Origin of the sequence: Streptomyces sp. NPDC020422 (assembly GCF_044386705.1) — a bacterium.
Taxonomy (GTDB): Bacteria; Actinomycetota; Actinomycetes; order Streptomycetales; family Streptomycetaceae; genus Streptomyces.
Genome location: NZ_JBIRVJ010000007.1, coordinates 97,301 through 118,212 on the forward strand (window position 1 = coordinate 97,301; position 20,912 = coordinate 118,212).

Below are 20,912 nucleotides of genomic sequence, written 5' to 3' on the forward strand. Positions count from 1 at the left end.
CCCAACCATCCCCCCTGGAATGAAGGAAGCACCGCCATGGCAGCACCTTCGGCAGCCCAGCGCATCGTCATCGAGAACGCGGCGATCGCGACCGTGGACGCGAACGACACCGAGTACGCCACCGGCTACCTCGTCGTCGCCGACAACAAGATCGAGTCCATCGGTGCCGGCAAGGCCCCCGAGGGCCTGGAGAACGTGGTCCGGCGGATCGACGCCACCGGCCATCTGATCACGCCGGGACTCGTCAACACCCACCACCACTTCTACCAGTGGATCACCCGGGGTCTCGCGACCGACCACAACCTCTTCAACTGGCTGGTCGCGCTCTACCCGACCTGGGCCCGCATCGACGAGCAGATGGTGCGCGTCGCCGCCCAGGGATCGCTGGCGATGATGGCCCGCGGCGGTGTCACCACGGCGATGGACCACCACTACGTCTACCCGCAGGGCTCCGGCGACCTGTCCGGCGCCATCATCGACGCCGCCCGTGACATGGGCGTCCGCTTCACCCTCGCCCGCGGCTCCATGGACCGCAGCGAGAAGGACGGCGGTCTGCCGCCGGACTTCGCCGTCGAGACCACCGAGGGCGCGCTCGCCGCGACCGAGGAGACCGTCAAGAAGTTCCACGACGCCTCCTTCGACGCGATGACCCAGGTCGCCGTCGCCCCCTGTTCCCCCTTCTCCATCTCCACCGAACTGCTCCGGGAGGGCGCCGCGCTCGGCCGCCGCCTGGGCGTGCGGATGCACACCCACGGCTCGGAGACCGTGGAGGAGGAGAAGTTCTGCCACGAGCTGTTCGGCATGGGCCCGACGGACTACTTCGAGTCCACCGGCTTCCTCGGCGAGGACGTGTGGATGGCGCACTGCGTCCACATGAACGACTCCGACATCGCCGCCTTCGCCCGCACCAAGACCGGTGTGGCGCACTGCCCCTCCTCCAACGCGCGCCTCGCCGCCGGCATCGCCCGCGTACCGGACATGCTCAAGGCGGGCGTGCCGGTCGGCCTCGGCGTCGACGGCACCGCCTCCAACGAGTCGGGCGAGCTCCACACCGAGCTGCGCAACGCCCTGCTGATCAACCGCCTCGGCGCCCACCGCGAGGCCGCGCTCAACGCCCGCCAGGCCCTGCGCCTCGGCACCTACGGCGGTGCGCAGGTCCTCGGCCGCGCCGACAGCATCGGCTCCCTCGAGGCCGGCAAGCTCGCCGACTTCGTGCTCTGGAAGATCGACGGCCTCGGCCACTCGTCGATCGCCGACCCGGTCACCGCCATCGTCTTCGGTGCGGCCGCCCCGGTCACCGCGTCCTTCGTCAACGGCCGGCAGATCGTCGAGAACAACCGACTGCTGACCGCCGACGAGGACGAGATCGCGCGCGACGCGCGCACGGAGGCGCAGCGCCTGGCCCGCATCGCGGCCCAGGCCTGACCCTCCCCCAGGAGTCCGGTCGAGGGGGACGGCCCTCGACCGGTCGCCGCGGACCCGAGCGGGGTCCGCGGCAGCCCGACCGGGGTGCGCCGTACGCCCAGTCGTACGGCGCGCCCCGGGACGGTGAACGCGTGAACCGTGCCCGGTCCTGCCCCGGACTTCCCCACCGGACACCCCGTCACCGCGCCGCACCCCTCCACCGGCGCGACCGCAACACCCCGCACCGAGCCGCACCTCCGCACTTCGCACCGCATCGCACCACCTCCCTGACACCCGCGTCGCCGCCGACGTGTACCCGACCGGAGGAACCGCCGTGGCCGCCAAGCCCCAGGTTCGCAATGCACACGACGCAGGCTCCGCCGCCGACCCGGACAGACACCCGGTCGACGAGGTCCTGCCCCCACTGAAGATGCTCACCAGCGGTCTGCAGCACGTGGCCGCCATGTACGCCGGGGTCGTCGCCCCGCCCCTGATCGTCGGAGCGGCCGTGGGCCTCTCCGGCACCGAACTGACGTTCCTCACCGGAGCGAGTCTCTTCACCGCCGGACTCGCCACCTTCCTGCAGACCCTCGGTGTCTGGAAGATCGGTGCCCGGCTGCCGTTCGTCAACGGCGTCACCTTCGCCGGCGTCGCCCCGATGCTCGCGATCGTCGACACGACGAAGGACAAGGCCGACGCCCTTCCCGTCATCTTCGGCGCGATCATCGTCGCCGGACTGCTCGGCTTCCTCGCCGCCCCCTTCTTCTCCCGCCTCGTCCGGTTCTTCCCGCCGGTCGTCACCGGCTCCGTGATCACCCTCATCGGAGTCTCCCTCCTGCCCGTCGCCTTCGGCTGGGCCCAGGGGCCCAACCCCAAGGCCGACGACTACGGTTCGACCACCTATCTCTCGCTCGCGGGCATCACCCTCGTCGTGGTCCTGCTGCTGCGCCGCTTCACCCGCGGCTTCCTCAAGCAGGTCGCCGTCCTGGTCGGTCTCGTCATCGGCACCCTGATCGCCATACCGTTCGGCGTCACCGACTTCACGCCGGTCACCGAGGCGGACGTGGTCGGCTTCCCGACGCCGTTCCACTTCGGCGCCCCGCAGTTCGCCCTCGCCGCGATGATCTCCATGTGCGTGGTCATGCTGGTCTCCATGACCGAGTCGACCGCCGACATGCTGGCGCTCGGCGAGATCGTCGAGCGGCCCGCCGACGAGAAGACCATCGCCGCCGGACTGCGCGCCGACACCCTCGGTTCCGCACTCAGCCCGCTCTTCAACGGCTTCATGTGCAGCGCCTTCGCCCAGAACATCGGCCTGGTCGCCATGACCCGGATCCGCAGCCGCTTCGTGGTCGCCTGCGGAGGTGGCTTCCTGGTCCTGATGGGCCTGTCGCCGGTGGCCGCCTCGCTGATCTCGGTCGTGCCCCGGCCGGTCCTCGGCGGTGCCGGCGTCGTCCTCTTCGGCTCGGTCGCCGCGAGCGGCATCCAGACCCTGGCCAAGGCCGGCCTGGAGAAGGACAACAACGTGCTGATCGTCGCCGTCTCGCTGGCGGTCGGCATCATCCCGATCACCAAGCCGGAGTTCTACCACGCCTTCCCGGAGACCGCGAAGATCATCCTGGACTCGGGCATCTCCACCGGCTGTGTCGCGGCCGTCCTGCTCAACGTGGTCTTCAACCACCTCGGGCGGCGCAAGGACGACGACACGGTGACCGCGCCGATGGAGCCCGGCGACGAGATCTCCGGCACCGCCACGGCCAAGGCGGCGCACGTCCACTGAGCCACCGGCCCCCGACCCCGCCCGCCCCGGTCCCCGCGCACGCCGCGGTGACCGGGGCGGTGGTGCTCGTCAACCCCAACACGTCCCCGACGACCACCCGGATGATGACCACCCTCGCCCGCCGCGCCCTGGCGGGCACCGGTCTGCGCGTCCGCGGCGTGACCGCCGCGCGCGGCCCGGCGATGCTGACCGACCCCGAGGCGCTGCGCGCCGCCGCCCCCGAAGTCCTCGCCGCGGCGCTGGCGGCCACGGCCGCGGGGGACTGCGCGGCACTGATCGTCGGCGCCTTCGGCGACCCGGGCATCGAGGAACTGCGGGCCGCCGTCCCGCAGGCCGTCCCCGTCGTCGGTCTCGGCGAGGCCGCGCTCACCGAGGCCGCGGCCGGCGGCCGGCGCTTCGGGATCGCCACCACCACCCCGCTCCTCGCCGGCACGATCGCCGCCCACGTCGAACGGCTCGGTCTGGGCGCGGGGTACACCGGCGCCCGCTTCACGGCGGGCGACCCCGAACGGCTCGCCGCCCGCCCCGCGTCGCTGCTCGCCGCCCTGGAGGCCGCCGTCCGCGCCTGCGCCCTGCGGGACGGCGCCGAGGCCGTCGTCATCGGCGGCGGTCCGCTGGGCGACGCGGCGGACGCCCTGCGCACCCGTACGGCCCTCCCGGTGATCGCCCCGATCCCCGCCGCCTGCCGCCGGGCGGCCCGGCTCCTGGGCGCGGGCCGATCCGGCGCCTGACCCCACGTCCCCGTCACCGCTCCACCTCCATCCGCCGCCGGCACTCGTGCGCGAGCCCCGGGTAGGCCGCCGCGATCGCCTCGTACAGACGGCGGCGCAGCAGGCGTTCGGCGTCGGCGCGGCCGATGTCGCCGTACAGGCCGTCGAGCAGCGTCTCGTACCGCGCGAGCGCCTGGCGCAGATAGCCGACCTGCCACCGCGCCAGCGCGCCCGCGGTGATGCCGCCCGGCCCCCGAGCCCCCAGCAGATGCCGGTGGCGCACGGCGCGGCGCTCCAGCTCGGCGGCGGGCAGCCGGGGCACCACGATGGGCTCGGCCCGGATCGCCGCGAGCACCGCCCTGCGCCGCCGCTCGGCCCCCGCCCCGGAGGCCGCCGAGCCCCGTCCCGCGGCGGCCGCGGCGGGCAGGAACTCCGGGGTGCGCTCCACCGCCTCGACGCGGGCGAGGAGATAGAGCCGCACCGGGGCGGGCGACCAGCGCCTCGGGTCCCGGCCCTGCACATCGGCCTGGCCGAGCAGCTCGCCGATCATCGCGTCGCTCCAGCCGCGCTCGCGCAGCCCGGCGGCGGTCACATAGGTCGTACGGTCCGTCACGATTCCCCCAGACCTTGATTACGGAGAGTGATGGAACCAGTGAAGCGCACCCCACTGACAACGCCCCGGCACACTCCTCCCCGCCCGCCCCTTGCCCGCCCGCCCGCCCCTGTGTCATACAGGTCCAGACCTTTCCCGGATCTCCCGGCCGGACGGAGGCGTCCCGTGCAACGCCCGCTCGCCGCAAGCCTGTCGACCGCCGCCCTCCTCGCGCTCGCCGCCTGCTCGGCCGCCCCGGCCCAGGACACCCGCGCCCCCACGGCCCCCACCGGAGTCACCGCCGCCGCGGGCAGCGCGAGCACGGTCCACGTCATGTGGAGCGCCGCCACCGACGACCGGGCCGTCACCGGCTACACCGTCTACCGCGAGGGCCGCCCGGTGAGGGAACTCCCCGCCGACACCCTGATGACCGACGTCACCGGCCTCGCCCCCGCCACCGCGCAGACCTTCACCGTCCGCGCCCGCGACGCCGCCGGAAACCTCTCCCCGGACAGCGCCACCGTCACCGCCACCACCCTCGCCGCCACCGCCGAGGACCGCACGCCCCCCACCCGCCCCACCGCCCTGCGCGCCGTCCCCGCCGGGCCCGGCGGCGCCACCCTCAGCTGGCGCCCCGCCCGCGACGACACCCGCGTCACCGCGTACGACGTCTACCAGGCCGACGCCCGCATCCACACCGTCGCCGGCACCGAGACCGGCGCCCGGCTCACCGGACTGCGCCCCGGCACCGCCTACGCCTTCACCGTCCGGGCCCGCGACGCCGCCGAGAACTCCTCCCCGGACAGCGAACCCGCCGACCTCACCACCGCCCCCGCCCCCGGCGCCCCGCCCAACACCGCCCCCACCGGCGTGACCGCCCGCGCCACCACCGGCGCCGTCACCCTCACCTGGACCCCGCCCCGCACCAGCGCGCCGGTCAAGGAGCACCAGCTCTACCTGAACGGCCGATTCGCCACCACCATCGTCTGGGGCGCCCAGCCCCCACCCGGACCCGTGACCTACACCCTCACCGACCCCGGCGCCCCCGGCACCCGCCTCACCCTCACCCTCCGCGCCCGGCTCCCCGACGGCACCTGGGGCGACTTCTCCGCACCGCGCACCGTGGTGAGCCGTTGACGGCGCGCGACCCGCGTCGGAACTACGCTGGGAAGCGTGGCCGAGATCGTCCTCACCAACACCGGGCTCGCCGCGTTCCTCGACGAGAGCCCCGAGTTCCGGGACCCTGGATCGCGCAGGGCCGCCGACGCCGTGCTGAGTCTGCTCGCGCTGCGCGGGGCGGACCGGGAGACGGGGGTGCCGGAGCCCACGCCCGTGCTGGTCCGCCGGCTGCTCGTCGAGGACCTGCCCACGTTCGTCTGCGCCGCCCCCGAGGAGCTGGCCGCCTATCCCGCCGTGCTGCGGGCGCTGGCCGGTCGCTTCGACGGCGACCGGCTCGACCGGGTCGAGGGCGTGATCGCCGAGGCCGCCGCCGACTTCGAGCGGGCCATGGGCGACCCCGGCAACCTCACCTGGCCCCGCTGGTACGCCCAGCTCCTGCGGGCCGACGGCACCGACCCCGACGACCCCGCGGCCGTACGGGCCTGGCTCGCCCGGCTCGACGGGCCGCCGGTGCCCGACGGGGCCCGCCGGGCGGACCTGATGGCGCGCACCGCCCTCGCCGACGTGCTGCTGGCCGAGGCGCTGACCCGCGCCTATGTGCGCGACGCCGAGGCACCCCCGGCCGCCGGCCCGGTCCTGACCGACCACGACGTGGCCCAGGGCATCGGGACCGTCGCCGCCGCCCTGCTCGACCGCTGGACCGCGGCCGGCCTCGCCGAGGGCCTCGCGGGGGAGTACGCGCACCTCGCGCCGGGTCCCGACGCCTTCCCCCACCTCGTCCTCGCCGACGCCCTGCTCGACGAACACCTCGACTACTACGGCGACCCCGCCGAGCCGCTGCCCCCGCCCGAGGAGGCGGCCGCGTCGCCCGACCCGGAGGCCGACGCCGACCTGCTCGCCGCCGCCGTCGAGGCGCTCGCGGAGGAGGGGCCCTACGGCGGCGAGGCCGCCCACCTGCTCTACACCCTCTACCAGCGGGGCTGCTCCGCCGAGTCCGTCGCCCGCCGCGCCGCCGAGTTCGAGGACTGGCCGGTCGACCCGTCCCTGGAGGACGCCCCCGTCCGCGTACCCCCGCCGGCCTCGCCCGGGTACACGACCCCGACGGCAGGCGAGCTCGCCCGGCTGCTCGGCGCGCCCGGGATCAACGACACCGACCGGGCCCGGCTCGACCGGCCCGCCCACGAGCTGGCCGCCGTCGTCGACCGGCTGGCCGGCACCGGGCTCGTCTTCCGCCGGGGCGACGCCTTCGGCCTCGCCCCGCGCGGCTGCTCCGCCGTGCGCTATCTGCTCGGCGTCCGCGGTGTCGCCGTGCCCGACGCCGCCGCCACCGCCGCCTGGGACGCGCCCACGCTGGTGGCCGCGGCGGCGGGCTGGCCCCCGGCCGTCGCCGGACGGGTCATCGGGGAGTGGCTGCGCGCCCGGGAGGCGGTCCCCGGCGACGCCGACGAAGGGTCCTGGACCGAGCTGCTCGACGCCGTCGGCCGGGTGAACGCCGGGACCTCCGAGGCCGCCGCCACCCGCGGGCTGCTCGCCGTCCTCGACCTGGCCGCCGCCCCGGTCGGCGCCCTGCGCCACGCGCTCGCCGACCCGGTGAGCGGCGCTCGCGCGGAGGAGGCCCTGCGGGCCCGCGGCGAGGAGGCCGATCCGGGTCGGGTGCCGGCCTCCGCCCGGGCGCTGGCCGTGCTCGACTCGCTGCCCGGCAAGAAGGGCCCGCTGGAGTCGCGCCGTGCCGCCTTCGACGCGGCCGCCGGGAGCTGGCCCGGCGGTTCGGCCGCGCTGGTCGCCGCGATGGCGGCCGCCGACCCGCACGAGACCGCGCGGGTCCTCGGCCCCCTCGGCATCAGCCTGCCGTGAGGTACATCCCGGAGGCGCCCGCGCCGGCCGTGTTGCGGCAGCTGTAGTTGCCGGTCGTCCGGGCGTTGATCAGGGCCAGGCAGCGGCCGAGCGCCAACTGCCCGTAGTAGTTGGGGTGCATGTCCTCCTGGAGCGGCCCCTGGGTCTCGTTCTGGTCGATCCAGCGGGCCCACTCGCTGGTCGCCGCCGAGGCCGGGACGGTGGAGCTGACCTGCTTGCTGGCCTTCGCGCAGACCTCGCGGCCCTGGAGCATGTCGCGCAGATCCATGAACTGGGCGCCCTTGGCCGTCGCGACCGCCTTCAGCCGGTTGGCGATCTGCGGGACGAGGGAGTCGCGGGCCCAGTCGGAGTCGAGGTTCCAGAAGGGACAGCCGCCGGTGTTGGTGCGGGTCCAGCCGCTCTCGCCGTAACGGTTCTCCGAGGAGCGCGGGATGGGGGAGGGATACGACTGGAGGACGACGCGGTAGTCGGCGGAGGAGTAACCGGCGCCGCTCATCACGGCCCTGATCTCGTCGATCGCCTTGCCGACGTCCGCCATCACCCCGTCGATCTTCGCGTCGACGGCGGCCTGCTGGTCGTCGTGGCAGTAGGAGTACCAGACGATGTAGTCGGTCGCGCAGGTCGTGATGACGTCGGCGAAGCCGAGGTCGTTGCCGCCGATCGACAGCGCGATCAGCTTCACGTCACGGGTGGCGGCGACGGCCGCCAGCTGGTCCGCCTGCGGGGCCTCGCCCTTGTAGGCCACACCGCCGTTGGCGGCGCGGAAGACGTTGTCGGTCGTCGCCCCGGAGCAGGCGAGGTTGATCAGCTCGGTGGCGAGGGCCCCCGCGCTCCTGACCTCCGCGGAGTCCGAGCGGTGGCAGCCGTTGGCCTCCGACGTGCCGTAGACCCGGCTCGGGTCGTAGAGGCTTCCGGTCCAGGCCCGGTCGGTGCCGTTGCGGCTGCCGCCGGTGGTCAGGCTGTTGCCCTGCCAGCGGCCGGCCTCGCCGGAGATGTAGCTGTCGCCCATGGAGACCACGGCGGTCGGCCCCGAGCCGGGCGCGGCCGCGGCGGGGGAGGGGGCCAGGGAGACGAGTCCGGCGGCGACGCACAGGGTGAGCAGTCCGCGCAGTACGCGGTGGGGGGACGAAGACATGGCTGTGCTCCTGCGGTATGCGGTGCGCAGTGAGTGGGGGACAGCCGCCGGCCGGTGGCATGCGGAATCTGGCACGCGCCGACTTGTTACCGCTAGGTAGCTGCGTATTGCGGTTGCGTTACGTGACTTGTGAAACGCCATGGATCGAAAAGCCGGGCAAAGGCGCGAACGCGCGAAAAGGGCTCCGCCCCCGATGCCGGGGCATCGGGGGCGGAGCCGGGTCCTGCGAGCTGTTCGGCCGCTGTGCGGTCAGCCGACCAGCTGTTCGTACGCGGGGAGGGTGAGGAAGTCCGCGTAGTCGGCGTCCAGGGAGACGTGCAGCAGGAGGTCGTGCGCCTGCTGCCACTTCCCGGCCGCGAACGCCTCGTCGCCGATCTCCGCGCGGATCGCGGCCAGCTCCTCGGCGGCGACCTTGCGGGCCAGCTCGGGCGTGGCCTGCTCGCCGTTCTCGAAGACCACCTCGGCGTTGATCCACTGCCAGATCTGCGAGCGGGAGATCTCGGCGGTCGCCGCGTCCTCCATCAGGTTGAAGATGGCGACGGCGCCCAGGCCGCGCAGCCAGGCCTCGATGTAGCGGATGCCGACCTGGACCGCGTTGCGCAGGCCCTCGTAGGTCGGGTGGGCGTCCAGGGAGGCGATGTCGATGAGCTCGGGACCCTCGACGTGCACGTCCTCGCGCAGCCGGTCCTTCTGGTTCGGCTTGTCGCCGAGCACCGCGTCGAAGGAGGCCATGGCGATCGGGACCAGGTCGGGGTGGGCGACCCAGGAGCCGTCGAAGCCGTCGCCGGCCTCGCGGTCCTTGTCGGCCTTGACCTTCTCGAAGGCGACCTTGTTGACCTCGGCGTCCTTGCGGGAGGGGATGAACGCGGCCATGCCGCCGATCGCGTGCGCCCCGCGCTTGTGGCAGGTGCGGACGAGGAGTTCGGTGTACGCGCGCATGAACGGGGCCGTCATGGTGACCGCGTTGCGGTCCGGCAGGACGAACTTGGCGCCGCCGTCACGGAAGTTCTTGACGATGGAGAACAGGTAGTCCCAGCGGCCCGCGTTGAGCCCGGCGGCGTGGTCGCGGAGCTCGTAGAGGATCTCCTCCATCTCGTACGCGGCCGTGATGGTCTCGATGAGGACCGTGGCGCGGACGGTGCCCTGCGGGATGCCGACGTAGTCCTGCGCGAAGACGAAGATCTCGTTCCAGAGGCGGGCCTCCAGGTGCGACTCGGTCTTCGGCAGGTAGAAGTACGGGCCCTTGCCGAGGTCGATCAGGCGCTGCGCGTTGTGGAAGAAGTAGAGGCCGAAGTCGACCAGCGCGCCGGGGACCGGGCGCCCGTCGACGGTCAGGTGGCGCTCCTCCAGGTGCCAGCCGCGCGGGCGCATGACGACCGTGGCGAGCTGGTCGGCCGGCTTCAGGGCGTAGGACTTGCCCGAGCGCGGGTCCGTGAAGTCGATGTTCCGGGTGTACGCGTCGATCAGGTTGACCTGGCCGAGGACCACGTTCTCCCAGGTGGGCGCCGAGGCGTCCTCGAAGTCCGCGAGCCAGACCTTCGCGCCCGAGTTCAGCGCGTTGATCGTCATCTTGCGGTCGGTCGGGCCGGTGATCTCCACCCGCCGGTCGTTCAGGGCCGCCGGGGCGGGCGCGACCTTCCAGGAGTCGTCGGCGCGGACCGCCGCGGTCTCGGGAAGGAAGCCCAGCGTGGAGGTGCGGGCGATCTCGGCGCGGCGCTCGGCGCGGCGGGCGAGCAGTTCGTCGCGGCGCGGGGTGAACCGGCGGTGCAGTTCGGCCACGAAGGCGAGCGCCGCGTCGGTGAGCACCTCCTCCTGGCGCGGCAGGGGCTCGGCTTCGACGACGACCAGGGAGGACGGCGCTGGTGCGGACATGAACTGTCACTTCCTTCAGCGGGCTTCACGGGCGGTGCCAGGCGGCCGCCGGGCGTCGCGATACGGCACGGAGTGCCACAGGCGCCGGGATACGGCCGCGAGCGCCGTCTCGGAGATCAGGCGCTTCTGAACAGTGGATACTAGTTTCCTCATAGTGGAAGTTCAATGGTTTGTTGATGTCGAGATTCTTCGGGTCGACACAACGTGGCGCTGGGTGCCACCGCCTTCACTCCAGGTGCACCAGATCCGCCTCCGTGTCGATGTCGTAGGGCTCGGCCACATCCGAACAGTCCACGAGCGTGATCGCATCCCGGTGCGCCTTCAGGTAGTCCCGGGCCCCCTGGTCCCCGACCGCCCCCGCCGCGATCCCCGCCCAGCGGTCCGCGCCGAACAGCACCGGATGCCCCCGCTTCCCGTCGTACGAGGCCGCGGCGAGCGTCCCCGGGGTGCGGTACGCGGCCCGCACCCGGGCCACCGCGGCCGCCCCGATCCCCGGCTGGTCCACCAGCGACACCACCGCCGCGTCCACCGGCAGCGCCGCCGCCCTCAGCGAGGCGAGCCCCACCCGCAGCGAGGACCCCATGCCCTCGGCCCACTCCGGGTTGTCCACCAGCACGCAGCCCGGCAGCACCGCCTCCGCCCGCACCCGGTCCGCCGCCGCGCCGAGCACCACGTGGACCGTCTCGCAGCCGCCCTCGCGCAGCACGCGCACCGCGTTCTCGACGAGCGGGCGCCCCCGGTGGCGCAGCAGGGCCTTCGGCCGGCCGCCCAGCCGCCGGCCGCCGCCGGCGGCCAGCAGCAGGCCCGCCACGAGGGGTTCACGCGTCTCACCAGTCGGTTCCCGAGTCTCACCAGTCATGAGGACTGCATACCGCATCAGGCCCGCACCACACGGAAGCCTGAATCACGTCCGCCCGCTGGCGCGCCGGGCGCGCGAAGGAGTTAACTGACCCGCGGCCCCGGACGCCCGACCACCGCCCGACGGGTCGGCACAAGGACGTGCGCGAGGGGGAGAACCATGTTGCGAAGCGTGGGGCAGAGGCGAGTGACCGGCGAGGGCGTGGACCCCAGGGTGGACGGGCTGCGGGCCGCGGTGTCCCGGCTCAGGCGCGAACTGGCCGCTCTGCGCGCCGACTTCGCCGACCGGGGCATCGCCGAGGACGAACTCGCCGCACTCGACGCCATGGCCGCGGGCGGCGCCCCCGAGGTACGGCGGCTGCGCCGCTCCCTGCTGCTCGTCGCCGGCTCGGTCGGCTCCGTCAGCGCCCTCGCCGAGGGCCTCGCCGCCCTGCGCCGCGCCGTCGACCTCTTCGGGCCGCCCGCCGAGCCCCCGGCCCGCTGAGTCTCCGGCCCCTAGCGCCTGATCAGCCGCCGGGCCGTCGCCGCCGCCACCGCGGCAGTGCGCGAGTCGACGCCCAGCTTGGCGAAGATGTGCACGAGATGGGACTTGACCGTCGCCTGGCTCAGGAACAGCGCCTTGCTGATCTGCTGGTTCGACAGGCCCTCGCCCACCAGCTGGAGCACCTCGAGCTCCCGCTTGGTCAGCGCCTCCGCCGGCGTCCGCATCCGGTCCATCAGCCGGTGCGCCACCGCGGGGGCGAGCGCCGACTGGCCGGCCGCGGCCGTCCGCACCGCCGCCGCGAGTTCCTCCGGCGGGGCGTCCTTCAGGAGATAGCCCGAGGCCCCGGCCTCGACCGCCGCCAGGATGTCCGCGTCCGTGTCGTACGTGGTCAGCACCAGCACCCGCGGCCCGTCCGGCAGCGCCGTGATCGCCGCCGTCGCCTCCGAGCCGTGCATCCCGGCGCCGAACTGCAGGTCCATCAGGACCACGTCCACGCCCCCGGCGGCGGCCAGCTCCACCGCGCGCTCGGCCGTCGCCGCCTCCGCGACCACGGCGAAGTCGGGCTCGGTGTCCAGGACGGCCCGGAGCCCGGCCCGTACCACCGGGTGGTCGTCGGCGAGCAGCAGTCGGATGGTCATGCGTCGGCTCCAGCGGGCAGCGCGGGCAGGGGAAGGGTCACGGCGACGGCGGTGCCCTGGCCGGGCGCGGACTCCACGGTGAAGGCGCCGCCGAGCGATTCCGCCCGCGAGCGCATCGCGGGCAGCCCGAAACCGCCCTCGGAGGAGGGCCGCACGGAGCCGGGGTCGAAGCCCTTGCCGTCGTCGACGACGTCCAGCGCGACCGAGCCGCCCATGAACGACAGCGTGATCTCCGCCCGCGAGGCCGAGGCGTGCCGGACGGTGTTGGCGAGCGCCGACTGCGCGATCCGCAGCAGCGCCACCTCGTACGGGGTGGGCAGCTCGGCGGGCGTGCCGCTGAGCGAGAACCGCACCCGGGGCCCGTCGGGCCCGGCCGTCCCGCACAGGCGCTCCAGGGCCCCGGCGAGCGAGCCGTGCTCCAGGTCGGGCGGGGTGAGCGCGCGGACGAAGCGACGCGCCTCCGCCAGGTTGTCCTGCGCGGCGCGCCGGGCCTCGTCGATGTGCCCGGCAGCGGGTGAGCCCGCCGGCAGCGCCCGCTCGGCGGCCCGCAGCAGCAGCTGGATCGACGACAGCCCCTGGGCCAGCGTGTCGTGGATCTCCCGGGCGAGCCGCTCGCGCTCGGCGAGCGTCCCCGCGTGCCGCTCGGCCGCCGCGAGCTCGGCCCGGGTGGAGATCAGCTCCTCGATCAGGCGCCGTCGCCGCTCGCTCTCCCGGTACAGCGCCTGGTAGCCCAGCACCGTGGCCACGGCCACCGCCGCGCCGAGCAGCGGCCCGATGAAGACGCCCGGGTTCAGCTGGGCGCCGTGCCGCACGTACGACAGGATCGCCGCGCCCGCCGTCAGCGCCACGGCAGGCAGCGACCAGCGCACCGGCAGCAGGTGCAGCTGGAGGAAGTAGAGCGGGAAGGCGATCCACAGCCCCTCGGGCGTCACCCACAGCAGCACCAGCCAGCTCAGGCACAGCAGTCCGAGCCAGACCGCGGCGGCCCGCTGCGAGCGCCGCACGGCCGGCAGGAGCGACCCCGCCGCGTAGACGGCACCCGTGACGCCCGCGGCGGCGACTCCCGCCACCGTGTGCGAGCGCAGCGCGGCGAGCACGAGCAGCCCCGCCATCAGCAGATGAAGGCAGAGGCGCAGCGCGCGCAGGGCGGGGGTGAGCGAACGGGGATCCATGACCCGTCCAGGGTAGGCGGGCCGCGAGACCGGTCGGGACAATCCGGACTCAACCGAAAGTTTGATCGTCCGCGCCGACCGCCCGCACCGACGGTCCGCATAAGGCGGGGGTAACGGGCCGGTTCGGGGTCCGGACGGATCTCCCGTACGGTGAGAAATCATGCGAAATTGGATGTTCGGCGGAATCTACGGCACCGTGCTGGCGAGCGCGCTGCTCGCGGCGCTGCAGAGCGAGGGCGAACGCTTCACACCGGTCTACGACGCGCTGTGGATCCTGGTCACGGCGGTCGCCGCCGGCCTCGTGCACGGGTACGCGCACCACATGACCACGCACCACACCGGCAGCGCCGTCGTGCGCTGGCGACGCCTGGTCACCGCGCTGGGGGAGGAGTGGCCGTTGGTGGTCGCCGTCCTGCCCACCGTGGCGCTGCTGCTCCTGGCCGGGGCCGCGGACTGGAGCGAAGGCCCGGTCACGACGGTCGGTCTGGGCCTCAACACGCTCCTGCTGGGCGCCTGGGGGACCTTCGCCGCGCTGAAGTCCGGCTACCGACGCCGCTCGGCCGTGCTCGTGGGCCTCGCGGACGCGGCGATCGGCCTGGCGATCGCCGTGGCCAACGCGCTGATCAAGTAGCGGGTGGCGGGAAGGCGGGCGTGGCGGCCGCGCGGGTCAACCGAAAGTTTGATTGCGGAGCCATCCGTGGCGCGATGCCCGCGGGCGCCCCCGCCGAGCAGGCTTGGCCCCATGTTCGTGGCATGGAGAGACCTGAGATTCGCCAAGGGGCGATTCACCTTGATGGGCACGGTGATCGTGCTGATCACCTTGCTGGTGGGACTGCTGTCGGGCCTGACGGCCGGGCTTGCGCGGGAGAACATCTCCGCGATCACCGGTCTGCCCGCGGACCGGCTGGCCTTCGCGGCCCCGCCCTCGGGGCAGTCGGTCTCCTTCACCAACTCGACCGTCACCGAGAGCCAGTGGCGCGACTGGGCCGGCCGGCCGGGGGTGGCGAGCGCGGAGCCGCTCGGCATCCGCACCCTCAACGCCACCGCCGGCGACCGCACGGCCGCGCTCTCCGCCTTCGGTACGGAGCCCGGCACGGCCCTCGCGCCGGAGAGCGGCAAGCTCGGCCCGGGCAGGGCGGTGCTCTCGGAGTCGGCGGCCGAGGAGCTGGACGTCACGGTGGGCGACGCCGTGGACCTCGGCCCCGTGAACGCCACGGTGGCCGCGGTCTCCGGCGACGCCTCGTACAGCCACACGCCCGTCGTGTGGACCTCCCTGGACGACTGGCAGAAGCTCGGCCACAGCGGTGCGACGGCGCAGCAGCAGGCCACGGTGATCGCGCTCAGCGGCTCCGGCGTGGACTGGACGGGCGGGGACGCGGCCGCGAGGACCTCGTCGAAGACGCCCGACGAGGCGCTCACCGCCATAGGGTCCTACCAGGCCGAGAACGGCTCGCTGCAGATGATGCGCGGCTTTCTCTTCGCCATCTCCGCGCTGGTCATAGGGGCCTTCTTCACCGTCTGGACGATCCAGCGCAGCGGTGACGTGGCCGTCCTCAAGGCGCTGGGCGCCTCCACCCCGTACCTCCTGCGGGACGCGCTCGGCCAGGCCGTGGTCATGCTCGGCATCGGCACCCTGACCGGCACCGCCCTCGCCTCCGGCATCGGCGCCCTGATCAGCGGCGGGGACGTGCCCTTCGTCCTCCAGCCGATGACCGTGCTGGGCCCGGCCGCCGTGATCATCGTGCTCGGTGTGCTCGGCGCGGCGCTGTCCATCCGGCGGATCACCGCCGTCGACCCCCTGACCGCCCTCGGGAGCGCGCGGTGACCACGAACAACCTCGTCCTCGACGACGTGACCCTGACCTACCCCGACGGCGACGGGCGCCTCACCGCCCTCGACGCGGTCTCCCTGGACGTCCCCGCGGGCTCGCTGACCGCCGTCGTCGGCCCCTCGGGCTCCGGCAAGTCCAGCCTCCTCGCGGTGGCCGCGACGCTGGTGACCCCGGACAGCGGGCGGGTGGTGGTGGCGGGCGTCGACGTCGGCACGCTGACCCGGGCGGCCAAGGCGGAGCTGCGGCGGGAGAAGATCGGCATCGTCTTCCAGCAGCCCAATCTGCTGCCCTCCCTCAACGCGCTGGAGCAGCTGGAGGTGATGGCCCACCTGTCCGGCGGGACGTCCCGGGCGGTGCGGGAGCGGGCCATGGGCCTCCTCGACGCCGTCGGCCTCGCCGACCAGGCCCACAAGCGCCCGCACCAGCTCTCCGGCGGTCAGCGCCAGCGGGTGAACATCGCGCGGGCCCTGATGAACCAGCCCTCGGTCCTCCTGGTGGACGAGCCGACCAGCGCGCTGGACCACGAGCGGGGCGCGGCGGTCATGGAACTGCTCGCCGGCCTCACCCGGGAACGCGGCACGGCGACCGTCCTGGTCACCCACGACCGCACCCATCTGGGGCGGGCGGACCGGACGGTGACCGTGCGGGACGGGCGTCTGACGGAGGACGTGGCGGTCTGACGGCGGTGGGGCGGCCACGGCGAAGGGGCGTCCGGAACCCTCTGGTTCCGGACGCCCCTTCGGCGTGTACGGGGCTCAGCCCTGCCCGTTGCCCGCCGTGTTCGCGAGCGCCGCCGAGAGTTCCTCGGCGACCTGCTGGAGGATCGGGACGATCTTCTCGGTCGCCGCCTCCGTCACCCGTCCCGCCGGCCCGGAGATCGAGATGGCCGCCGCGGTGGGGGAGTCGGGGACGGAGACCGCGAGGCAGCGGACCCCTATCTCCTGCTCGTTGTCGTCGACCGCGTACCCGGTCTCCCGGACCGCCGCGAGCGCGTCGAGGAAGCCCTCGGGCGTGGTGATGGTCTTCTCGGTGGCGGCCGGCATGCCGGTACGGGCGAGCAGCGCGCGCACCTCGTCCGCCGGGGTGTAGGCGAGCAGCGCCTTGCCCACGCCCGTGGAGTGCGGCAGCACCCGGCGTCCGACCTCGGTGAACATGCGCATCGAGTGCTTCGAGGGCACCTGGGCGACGTACACGATCTCGTCGCCGTCGAGCAGCGCCATGTTCGCCGTCTCGCCGGTCTCCTCGACCAGCCGCGCCAGGTAGGGGCGGGCCCAGGTGCCGAGCAGCCGGGAGGCCGACTCGCCGAGGCGGATCAGGCGGGGGCCGAGGGCGTACCGGCGGTTGGGCTGCTGGCGGACGTAACCGCAGGCCACGAGGGTGCGCATGAGGCGGTGGATGGTGGGCAGCGGCAGTCCGCTGCTGGCGGAGAGCTCACTCAGCCCGACTTCGCCGCCGGCGTCTGCCATCCGCTCCAGGAGGTCGAAGGCACGCTCGAGGGACTGGACGCCACCGCTCGCGGCGGCGGGCTTCGCGGCGTCGGTGGTGCTGGCGCTGGACGTCGGCACGGCAACGGTCCTTTCGGGGCAGGCGGGCAAGGCAGCAGCCTACCGGGCGGGCGGCCCGGGCACACGGCCCGGTTCCGGCGTCCGCGCCGGTCAGAGGGGTGTTTGTCCGGTGTCGGGCGCCGCCCGGAGGGGTCCGGGTCCACCCCGCATGTGCGGAGCTACGTTCTACTGTACGAAATTTCCATTCCACTTCATGGAAACGTCCAAGGTGGGTTCGGGGGCGGCCCATGCTGGAAGTGTGCCCTTGACGACATGTCGTCTCGCGTGAAGACTCCTTCAACAGTTCGTTGAATTTCGTGGAAGAAGGGGTACGGGTGGACGTCAACCTGGTCCTGCGCTCGACGCGCGTCATCACTCCCGAGGGGACCCGCGCGGCGTCGATCGCCGTCGCCGGCGGGACGATCGCGGCCGTGCTGCCGTACGACGCCGAGGTACCGGCCGGCGCCCGGCTCGAGGACGTCGGCGACGACGTCGTCCTGCCCGGACTCGTCGACACCCACGTGCACGTGAACGACCCCGGCCGCACCGAGTGGGAGGGCTTCTGGACCGCCACCCGCGCCGCGGCCGCCGGCGGCATCACCACGCTGCTCGACATGCCGCTCAACTCGCTGCCGCCCACCACCACCGTCGAGCACCTGCGCGTCAAGCAGGACGTCGCCCGAAGCAAGGCTCACATCGACGTCGGCTTCTGGGGCGGCGCGCTCCCCGACAACGTCAAGGACCTGCGCCCCCTGCACGACGCGGGCGTCTTCGGCTTCAAGTGCTTCCTCTCGCCCTCCGGCGTCGACGAGTTCCCGCAGCTCGACCAGGACCAGCTGGCCGCCTCGCTCGCCGAGATCGCCGGCTTCGACGGACTGATGATCGTCCACGCCGAGGACCCGCACGAGCTGGCCGCCGCGCCCCAGAAGTCCGGTGAGAAGTACGCCGACTTCCTCGCCTCCCGGCCGCGCGTCGCGGAGAACACCGCGATCGAGAACCTGATCAACCAGGCCCGTCGCCTCGGCGCCCGCGTGCACGTCCTGCACCTGTCCTCCTCCGACGCGCTGCCGCTGATCGCCGCCGCCAAGGCCGAGGGCGTACGCGTCACCGTCGAGTCCTGCCCGCACTTCCTCACCCTCACCGCCGAGGAGGTCCCGGACGGCGCCACCGAGTTCAAGTGCTGCCCGCCGATCCGCGAGGAGGCCAACCAGGACCTGCTCTGGCAGGGCCTCGCCGACGGCACCATCGACTGCATCGTCTCGGACCACTCGCCGTCCACCGCCGACCTCAAGACCCCCGACTTCGCCTCCGCCTGGGGCGGAATCTCCTCCCTCCAGCTCGGCCTGCCGGCCATCTGGACCGAGGCGCGCCGCCGCGGCCACGACCTGACCGACGTCGCCCGCTGGATGTCCGAGGGACCGGCCCGGCTCGCCGGCCTCAGCCGGAAGGGCGCCATCGAGGCCGGCCGCGACGCCGACTTCGCCGTGGTCGACCCGGACGCCACCTTCACCGTCGACCCGGCGGAGCTCCAGCACCGCAACCGGGTCACCGCCTACGCGGGCCGCACCCTGTACGGCGTCGTCACCTCCACCTGGCTGCGCGGAGAGCGGATCGCCGACCGCGGCACCCTCGCCGAGCCCTCCGGCCGCCTCCTCGAAAGGAACAACTGACGTGTCGTCCATACCCAGCTTCACCGGTGACGCGAGCCCCTACGGCGGCGGCGACCCGTACGCCGACTACCGCACGGCGGACTTCCCCTTCACCCAGTACGCCGACCTCGCCGACCGCCGCCTCGGCGCGGGCGTGATCGCGGCCAACGACGAGTTCTTCGCCGAGCGCGAGAACCTGCTCAAGCCCGAGGCCGCCGAGTTCGACCCCGAGCACTTCGGCCACAAGGGCAAGATCATGGACGGCTGGGAGACCCGCCGCCGCCGCGGTGTCTCCGCCGAGGTCCCGCACCCCACCGAGGACGACCACGACTGGGCGCTCGTACGCCTCGGCGCCCCCGGCGTGATCCGCGGCATCGTCGTCGACACCGCCCACTTCCGCGGCAACTACCCGCAGGCCGTCTCCGTCGAGGCCACCTCCGTCGCCGGCTCGCCCTCGCCCGAGGAGCTGCTCGCCGAGGACGTGAAGTGGACGACGCTCGTCCCGCGCACCGCCATCGGCGGCCACGCCGCCAACGGCTTCGCCGTCGACGTCGAGCAGCGCTTCACCCACCTGCGGGTCAACCAGCACCCCGACGGCGGCATCGCCCGCCTGCGCGTGTACGGCGAGGTCGCCCCCGACCCGAAGTGGCTCGGCGTGCTCGGCACCTTCGACCTCGCGGCCCTGGAGAACGGCGGCCAGGTCGAGGACGCCTCCGACCGCTTCTACTCCCCGGCCACCAACACCATCCAGCCCGGCCGCTCGCGCAAGATGGACGACGGCTGGGAGACCCGCCGCCGCCGCGACAAGGGCAACGACTGGATCCGCTACAGCCTCGCCGCCGAGTCCGAGATCCGCGCCGTCGAGATCGACACCGCGTACCTCAAGGGCAACAGCGCCGGCTGGGCCGCGCTCTCCGTCGCCGCCGAGGGCTCCGAGGAGTGGACCGAGATCCTGCCCCGGACCCGCCTCCAGCCCGACACCAACCACCGCTTCGTGCTCGACACGCCGGCGGTCGGCTCCCGGGTGCGGATCGACATCTTCCCGGACGGCGGCATCTCGCGCCTCCGTCTCTTCGGCTCGCTCACCGAGGCGGGCACGGCGCGGCTGACCGCGCGCCACCAGGAACTGGGCGGCTGACGCCACCCGGACACCACGAACTGGGCGGGCACGACACCCCGCCCGGCACCCGAGGGCGCACCGACCGACAGCAACGGTGCGCCCTCGCCCCCTTCTCCCGCTCCGGGACCGTTCGAGCTCTGCGGGGTGCCGCTAGGCCGCGTGCCCCCCGTCCACCGAGAACTCGGCGCCCGTCACGTACGCCGCTTCCGGGCCGGCCAGGAAGGCGACCATCGAGGCGACCTCCTCGACGGTGCCGTAGCGGCCGAGGGCCGTCATCTCGGCCTGGCCCTGCGCGTACGGGCCGTCGGCCGGGTTCATGTCGGTGTCCGTGGGGCCGGGGTGGACGAGGTTCGCGGTGATGCCGCGGCCGCCCAGCTCCCGGGCCAGCGCCTTCGTCAGGCCGATCAGCGCCGTCTTGCTCATCGCGTACAGCGTGCCGCCGGGCCCGGGGACGCGCTGCGTCATGCACGTGCCGATGGTGACGATCCGCCCGCCGGGCGCCAACAGCGCCGCGGCCGCCTGCGAGGCCAGGAAGGCGGCACGGACGTTCACCGCGAGGACCCGGTCCACATCGGCCAGGGTCAGCGACTCCAGCGGACCGACGACCCCGACCCCGGCGTTGTTGACGAGCACGTCGAGCCGCCCGAGGGCGTCCGCCGCCCACTCCACCGCACCCGCCGCGTCCCCCGCGCTCCCGGCGTCCGCCCGCAGCGCGAGCGCCTTGCGTCCCTCGGCCTCGATCCGCGCGGCGACCTCGCGGGCCCGCTCCTCGCTCTGGACGTAGGTGAAGGCCACGTCCGCGCCCTCCCGGGCCAGCCGGACGGCCGTCGCCGCGCCCACGCCCCTGCTGCCGCCGGTGACCAGGACCGCCTTGCCGCTCATGGTGGACATCTCGAACTCCTTCGAAGTAGCCATTTTCCGTTGCGAGTTCAATAAAACGCGAGGCGCGGACCCGGTGCTGGCGGGAATCGGACGGCAAGCCGCGACAGCGGCGACACCCACGGCGGCCCACCCGCCGCCAGCGATGAGTTCCCCCCGGCGGCGGGGTCGACAGGGGAGTTCGACCTCATCGACACCCTCCACCTGGCCGTCTTCCCGGCCGTCCTCGGCAAGGGCCGGCGCCTCTTCGCCGAGGGCGCCACCCCCAGCG

At 73.7% G+C, this 20,912-nt stretch carries 19 protein-coding genes; 11 read left to right on the forward strand and 8 right to left on the reverse strand.

The window, feature by feature from the left end:
• Positions 1–36 precede the first annotated feature (36 nt).
• From ACH414_RS20010 to ACH414_RS20020, 3 genes are all read left to right on the forward strand, one after another.
• A complete protein-coding gene (locus ACH414_RS20010; protein WP_398942710.1) occupies positions 37–1,425 on the forward strand; it encodes an 8-oxoguanine deaminase in 1,389 nt (462 codons plus the stop codon).
• 409 nt (positions 1,426–1,834) lie between these two features.
• A complete protein-coding gene (locus tag ACH414_RS20015; protein WP_398942994.1) occupies positions 1,835–3,184 on the forward strand; it encodes a nucleobase:cation symporter-2 family protein in 1,350 nt (449 codons plus the stop codon).
• A 47-nt stretch (positions 3,185–3,231) separates the two neighbouring features.
• Complete coding sequence (locus ACH414_RS20020) at positions 3,232–3,915, forward strand: aspartate/glutamate racemase family protein (protein ID WP_398942711.1); 684 nt, start codon at positions 3,232–3,234, stop codon at positions 3,913–3,915.
• A gap of 13 nt (positions 3,916–3,928) precedes the next feature.
• Here ACH414_RS20020 and ACH414_RS20025 read toward each other — a convergent pair whose 3' ends face one another.
• On the reverse strand, positions 3,929–4,507 hold the full coding sequence (locus ACH414_RS20025) for a hypothetical protein (protein WP_398942712.1): 579 nt from the start codon (positions 4,505–4,507) through the stop codon (positions 3,929–3,931).
• Positions 4,508–4,672: 165 nt separating this feature from the next.
• Here ACH414_RS20025 and ACH414_RS20030 point away from each other — a divergent pair, with 165 nt between their 5' ends.
• The gene (locus ACH414_RS20030; RefSeq protein WP_382537190.1) at positions 4,673–5,623 is read left to right on the forward strand and encodes a fibronectin type III domain-containing protein; all 951 of its coding nucleotides are present in this window, start codon (positions 4,673–4,675) and stop codon (positions 5,621–5,623) included.
• Positions 5,624–5,659: 36 nt separating this feature from the next.
• Positions 5,660–7,459 (forward strand): hypothetical protein, encoded by a 1,800-nt coding sequence (locus ACH414_RS20035; RefSeq protein ID WP_398942714.1) that lies wholly within the window; start codon positions 5,660–5,662, stop codon positions 7,457–7,459.
• Here ACH414_RS20035 and ACH414_RS20040 read toward each other — a convergent pair.
• From ACH414_RS20040 to ACH414_RS20050, 3 genes are all read right to left on the reverse strand, one after another.
• Positions 7,446–8,594 (reverse strand): GDSL-type esterase/lipase family protein, encoded by a 1,149-nt coding sequence (locus ACH414_RS20040; protein ID WP_398942716.1) that lies wholly within the window; start codon positions 8,592–8,594, stop codon positions 7,446–7,448. The genes ACH414_RS20035 and ACH414_RS20040 overlap by 14 nt on opposite strands.
• Positions 8,595–8,843: 249 nt before the next feature.
• Positions 8,844–10,466: a malate synthase A gene (gene aceB, locus ACH414_RS20045; RefSeq protein WP_382537181.1), complete on the reverse strand. Its 1,623-nt coding sequence runs from the start codon at positions 10,464–10,466 to the stop codon at positions 8,844–8,846.
• Between the two features lie 226 nt (positions 10,467–10,692).
• The gene (locus tag ACH414_RS20050; RefSeq protein ID WP_398942718.1) at positions 10,693–11,325 is read right to left on the reverse strand and encodes an NTP transferase domain-containing protein; all 633 of its coding nucleotides are present in this window, start codon (positions 11,323–11,325) and stop codon (positions 10,693–10,695) included.
• A 159-nt stretch (positions 11,326–11,484) separates the two neighbouring features.
• Here ACH414_RS20050 and ACH414_RS20055 point away from each other — a divergent pair, with 159 nt between their 5' ends.
• On the forward strand, positions 11,485–11,808 hold the full coding sequence (locus ACH414_RS20055) for a DUF5955 family protein (protein WP_382537175.1): 324 nt from the start codon (positions 11,485–11,487) through the stop codon (positions 11,806–11,808).
• 11 nt (positions 11,809–11,819) lie between these two features.
• Here the strand turns inward: ACH414_RS20055 and ACH414_RS20060 are convergent, their stop codons facing one another.
• Positions 11,820–12,446: a response regulator gene (locus ACH414_RS20060; protein WP_382537172.1), complete on the reverse strand. Its 627-nt coding sequence runs from the start codon at positions 12,444–12,446 to the stop codon at positions 11,820–11,822.
• On the reverse strand, positions 12,443–13,618 hold the full coding sequence (locus ACH414_RS20065) for a sensor histidine kinase (protein WP_382537169.1): 1,176 nt from the start codon (positions 13,616–13,618) through the stop codon (positions 12,443–12,445). Before ACH414_RS20065 ends, ACH414_RS20060 begins: the two co-directional genes overlap by 4 nt.
• 160 nt (positions 13,619–13,778) lie before the next feature.
• On the opposite strand from ACH414_RS20065, the gene ACH414_RS20070 reads away from it, so the two are divergent.
• From ACH414_RS20070 to ACH414_RS20080, 3 genes are all read left to right on the forward strand, one after another.
• A complete protein-coding gene (locus ACH414_RS20070; protein ID WP_382537166.1) occupies positions 13,779–14,249 on the forward strand; it encodes a hypothetical protein in 471 nt (156 codons plus the stop codon).
• Between the two features lie 111 nt (positions 14,250–14,360).
• A complete protein-coding gene (locus tag ACH414_RS20075) occupies positions 14,361–15,443 on the forward strand; it encodes an ABC transporter permease (protein ID WP_382537163.1) in 1,083 nt (360 codons plus the stop codon).
• Positions 15,440–16,129, forward strand: a complete 690-nt coding sequence (locus ACH414_RS20080; protein ID WP_391767854.1) for an ABC transporter ATP-binding protein — start codon at positions 15,440–15,442, stop codon at positions 16,127–16,129. The genes ACH414_RS20075 and ACH414_RS20080 overlap by 4 nt, the downstream gene beginning before the upstream one ends.
• Positions 16,130–16,204: 75 nt before the next feature.
• On the opposite strand, the gene ACH414_RS20085 is transcribed toward ACH414_RS20080, so the two are convergent.
• The gene (locus ACH414_RS20085) at positions 16,205–17,014 is read right to left on the reverse strand and encodes an IclR family transcriptional regulator (RefSeq protein WP_382537157.1); all 810 of its coding nucleotides are present in this window, start codon (positions 17,012–17,014) and stop codon (positions 16,205–16,207) included.
• A 314-nt stretch (positions 17,015–17,328) separates the two neighbouring features.
• On the opposite strand from ACH414_RS20085, the gene allB reads away from it, so the two are divergent.
• On the forward strand, positions 17,329–18,663 hold the full coding sequence (allB, locus tag ACH414_RS20090; RefSeq protein ID WP_382537154.1) for an allantoinase AllB: 1,335 nt from the start codon (positions 17,329–17,331) through the stop codon (positions 18,661–18,663).
• 1 nt (position 18,664) lies between these two features.
• Positions 18,665–19,780 (forward strand): allantoicase, encoded by a 1,116-nt coding sequence (gene alc / locus ACH414_RS20095; protein ID WP_398942722.1) that lies wholly within the window; start codon positions 18,665–18,667, stop codon positions 19,778–19,780.
• 132 nt (positions 19,781–19,912) lie between these two features.
• On the opposite strand, the gene ACH414_RS20100 is transcribed toward alc, so the two are convergent.
• Positions 19,913–20,653, reverse strand: coding sequence for an SDR family NAD(P)-dependent oxidoreductase (locus ACH414_RS20100; RefSeq protein WP_386567699.1), 741 nt, complete (start codon positions 20,651–20,653; stop codon positions 19,913–19,915).
• Positions 20,654–20,912: the final 259 nt, after the last annotated feature.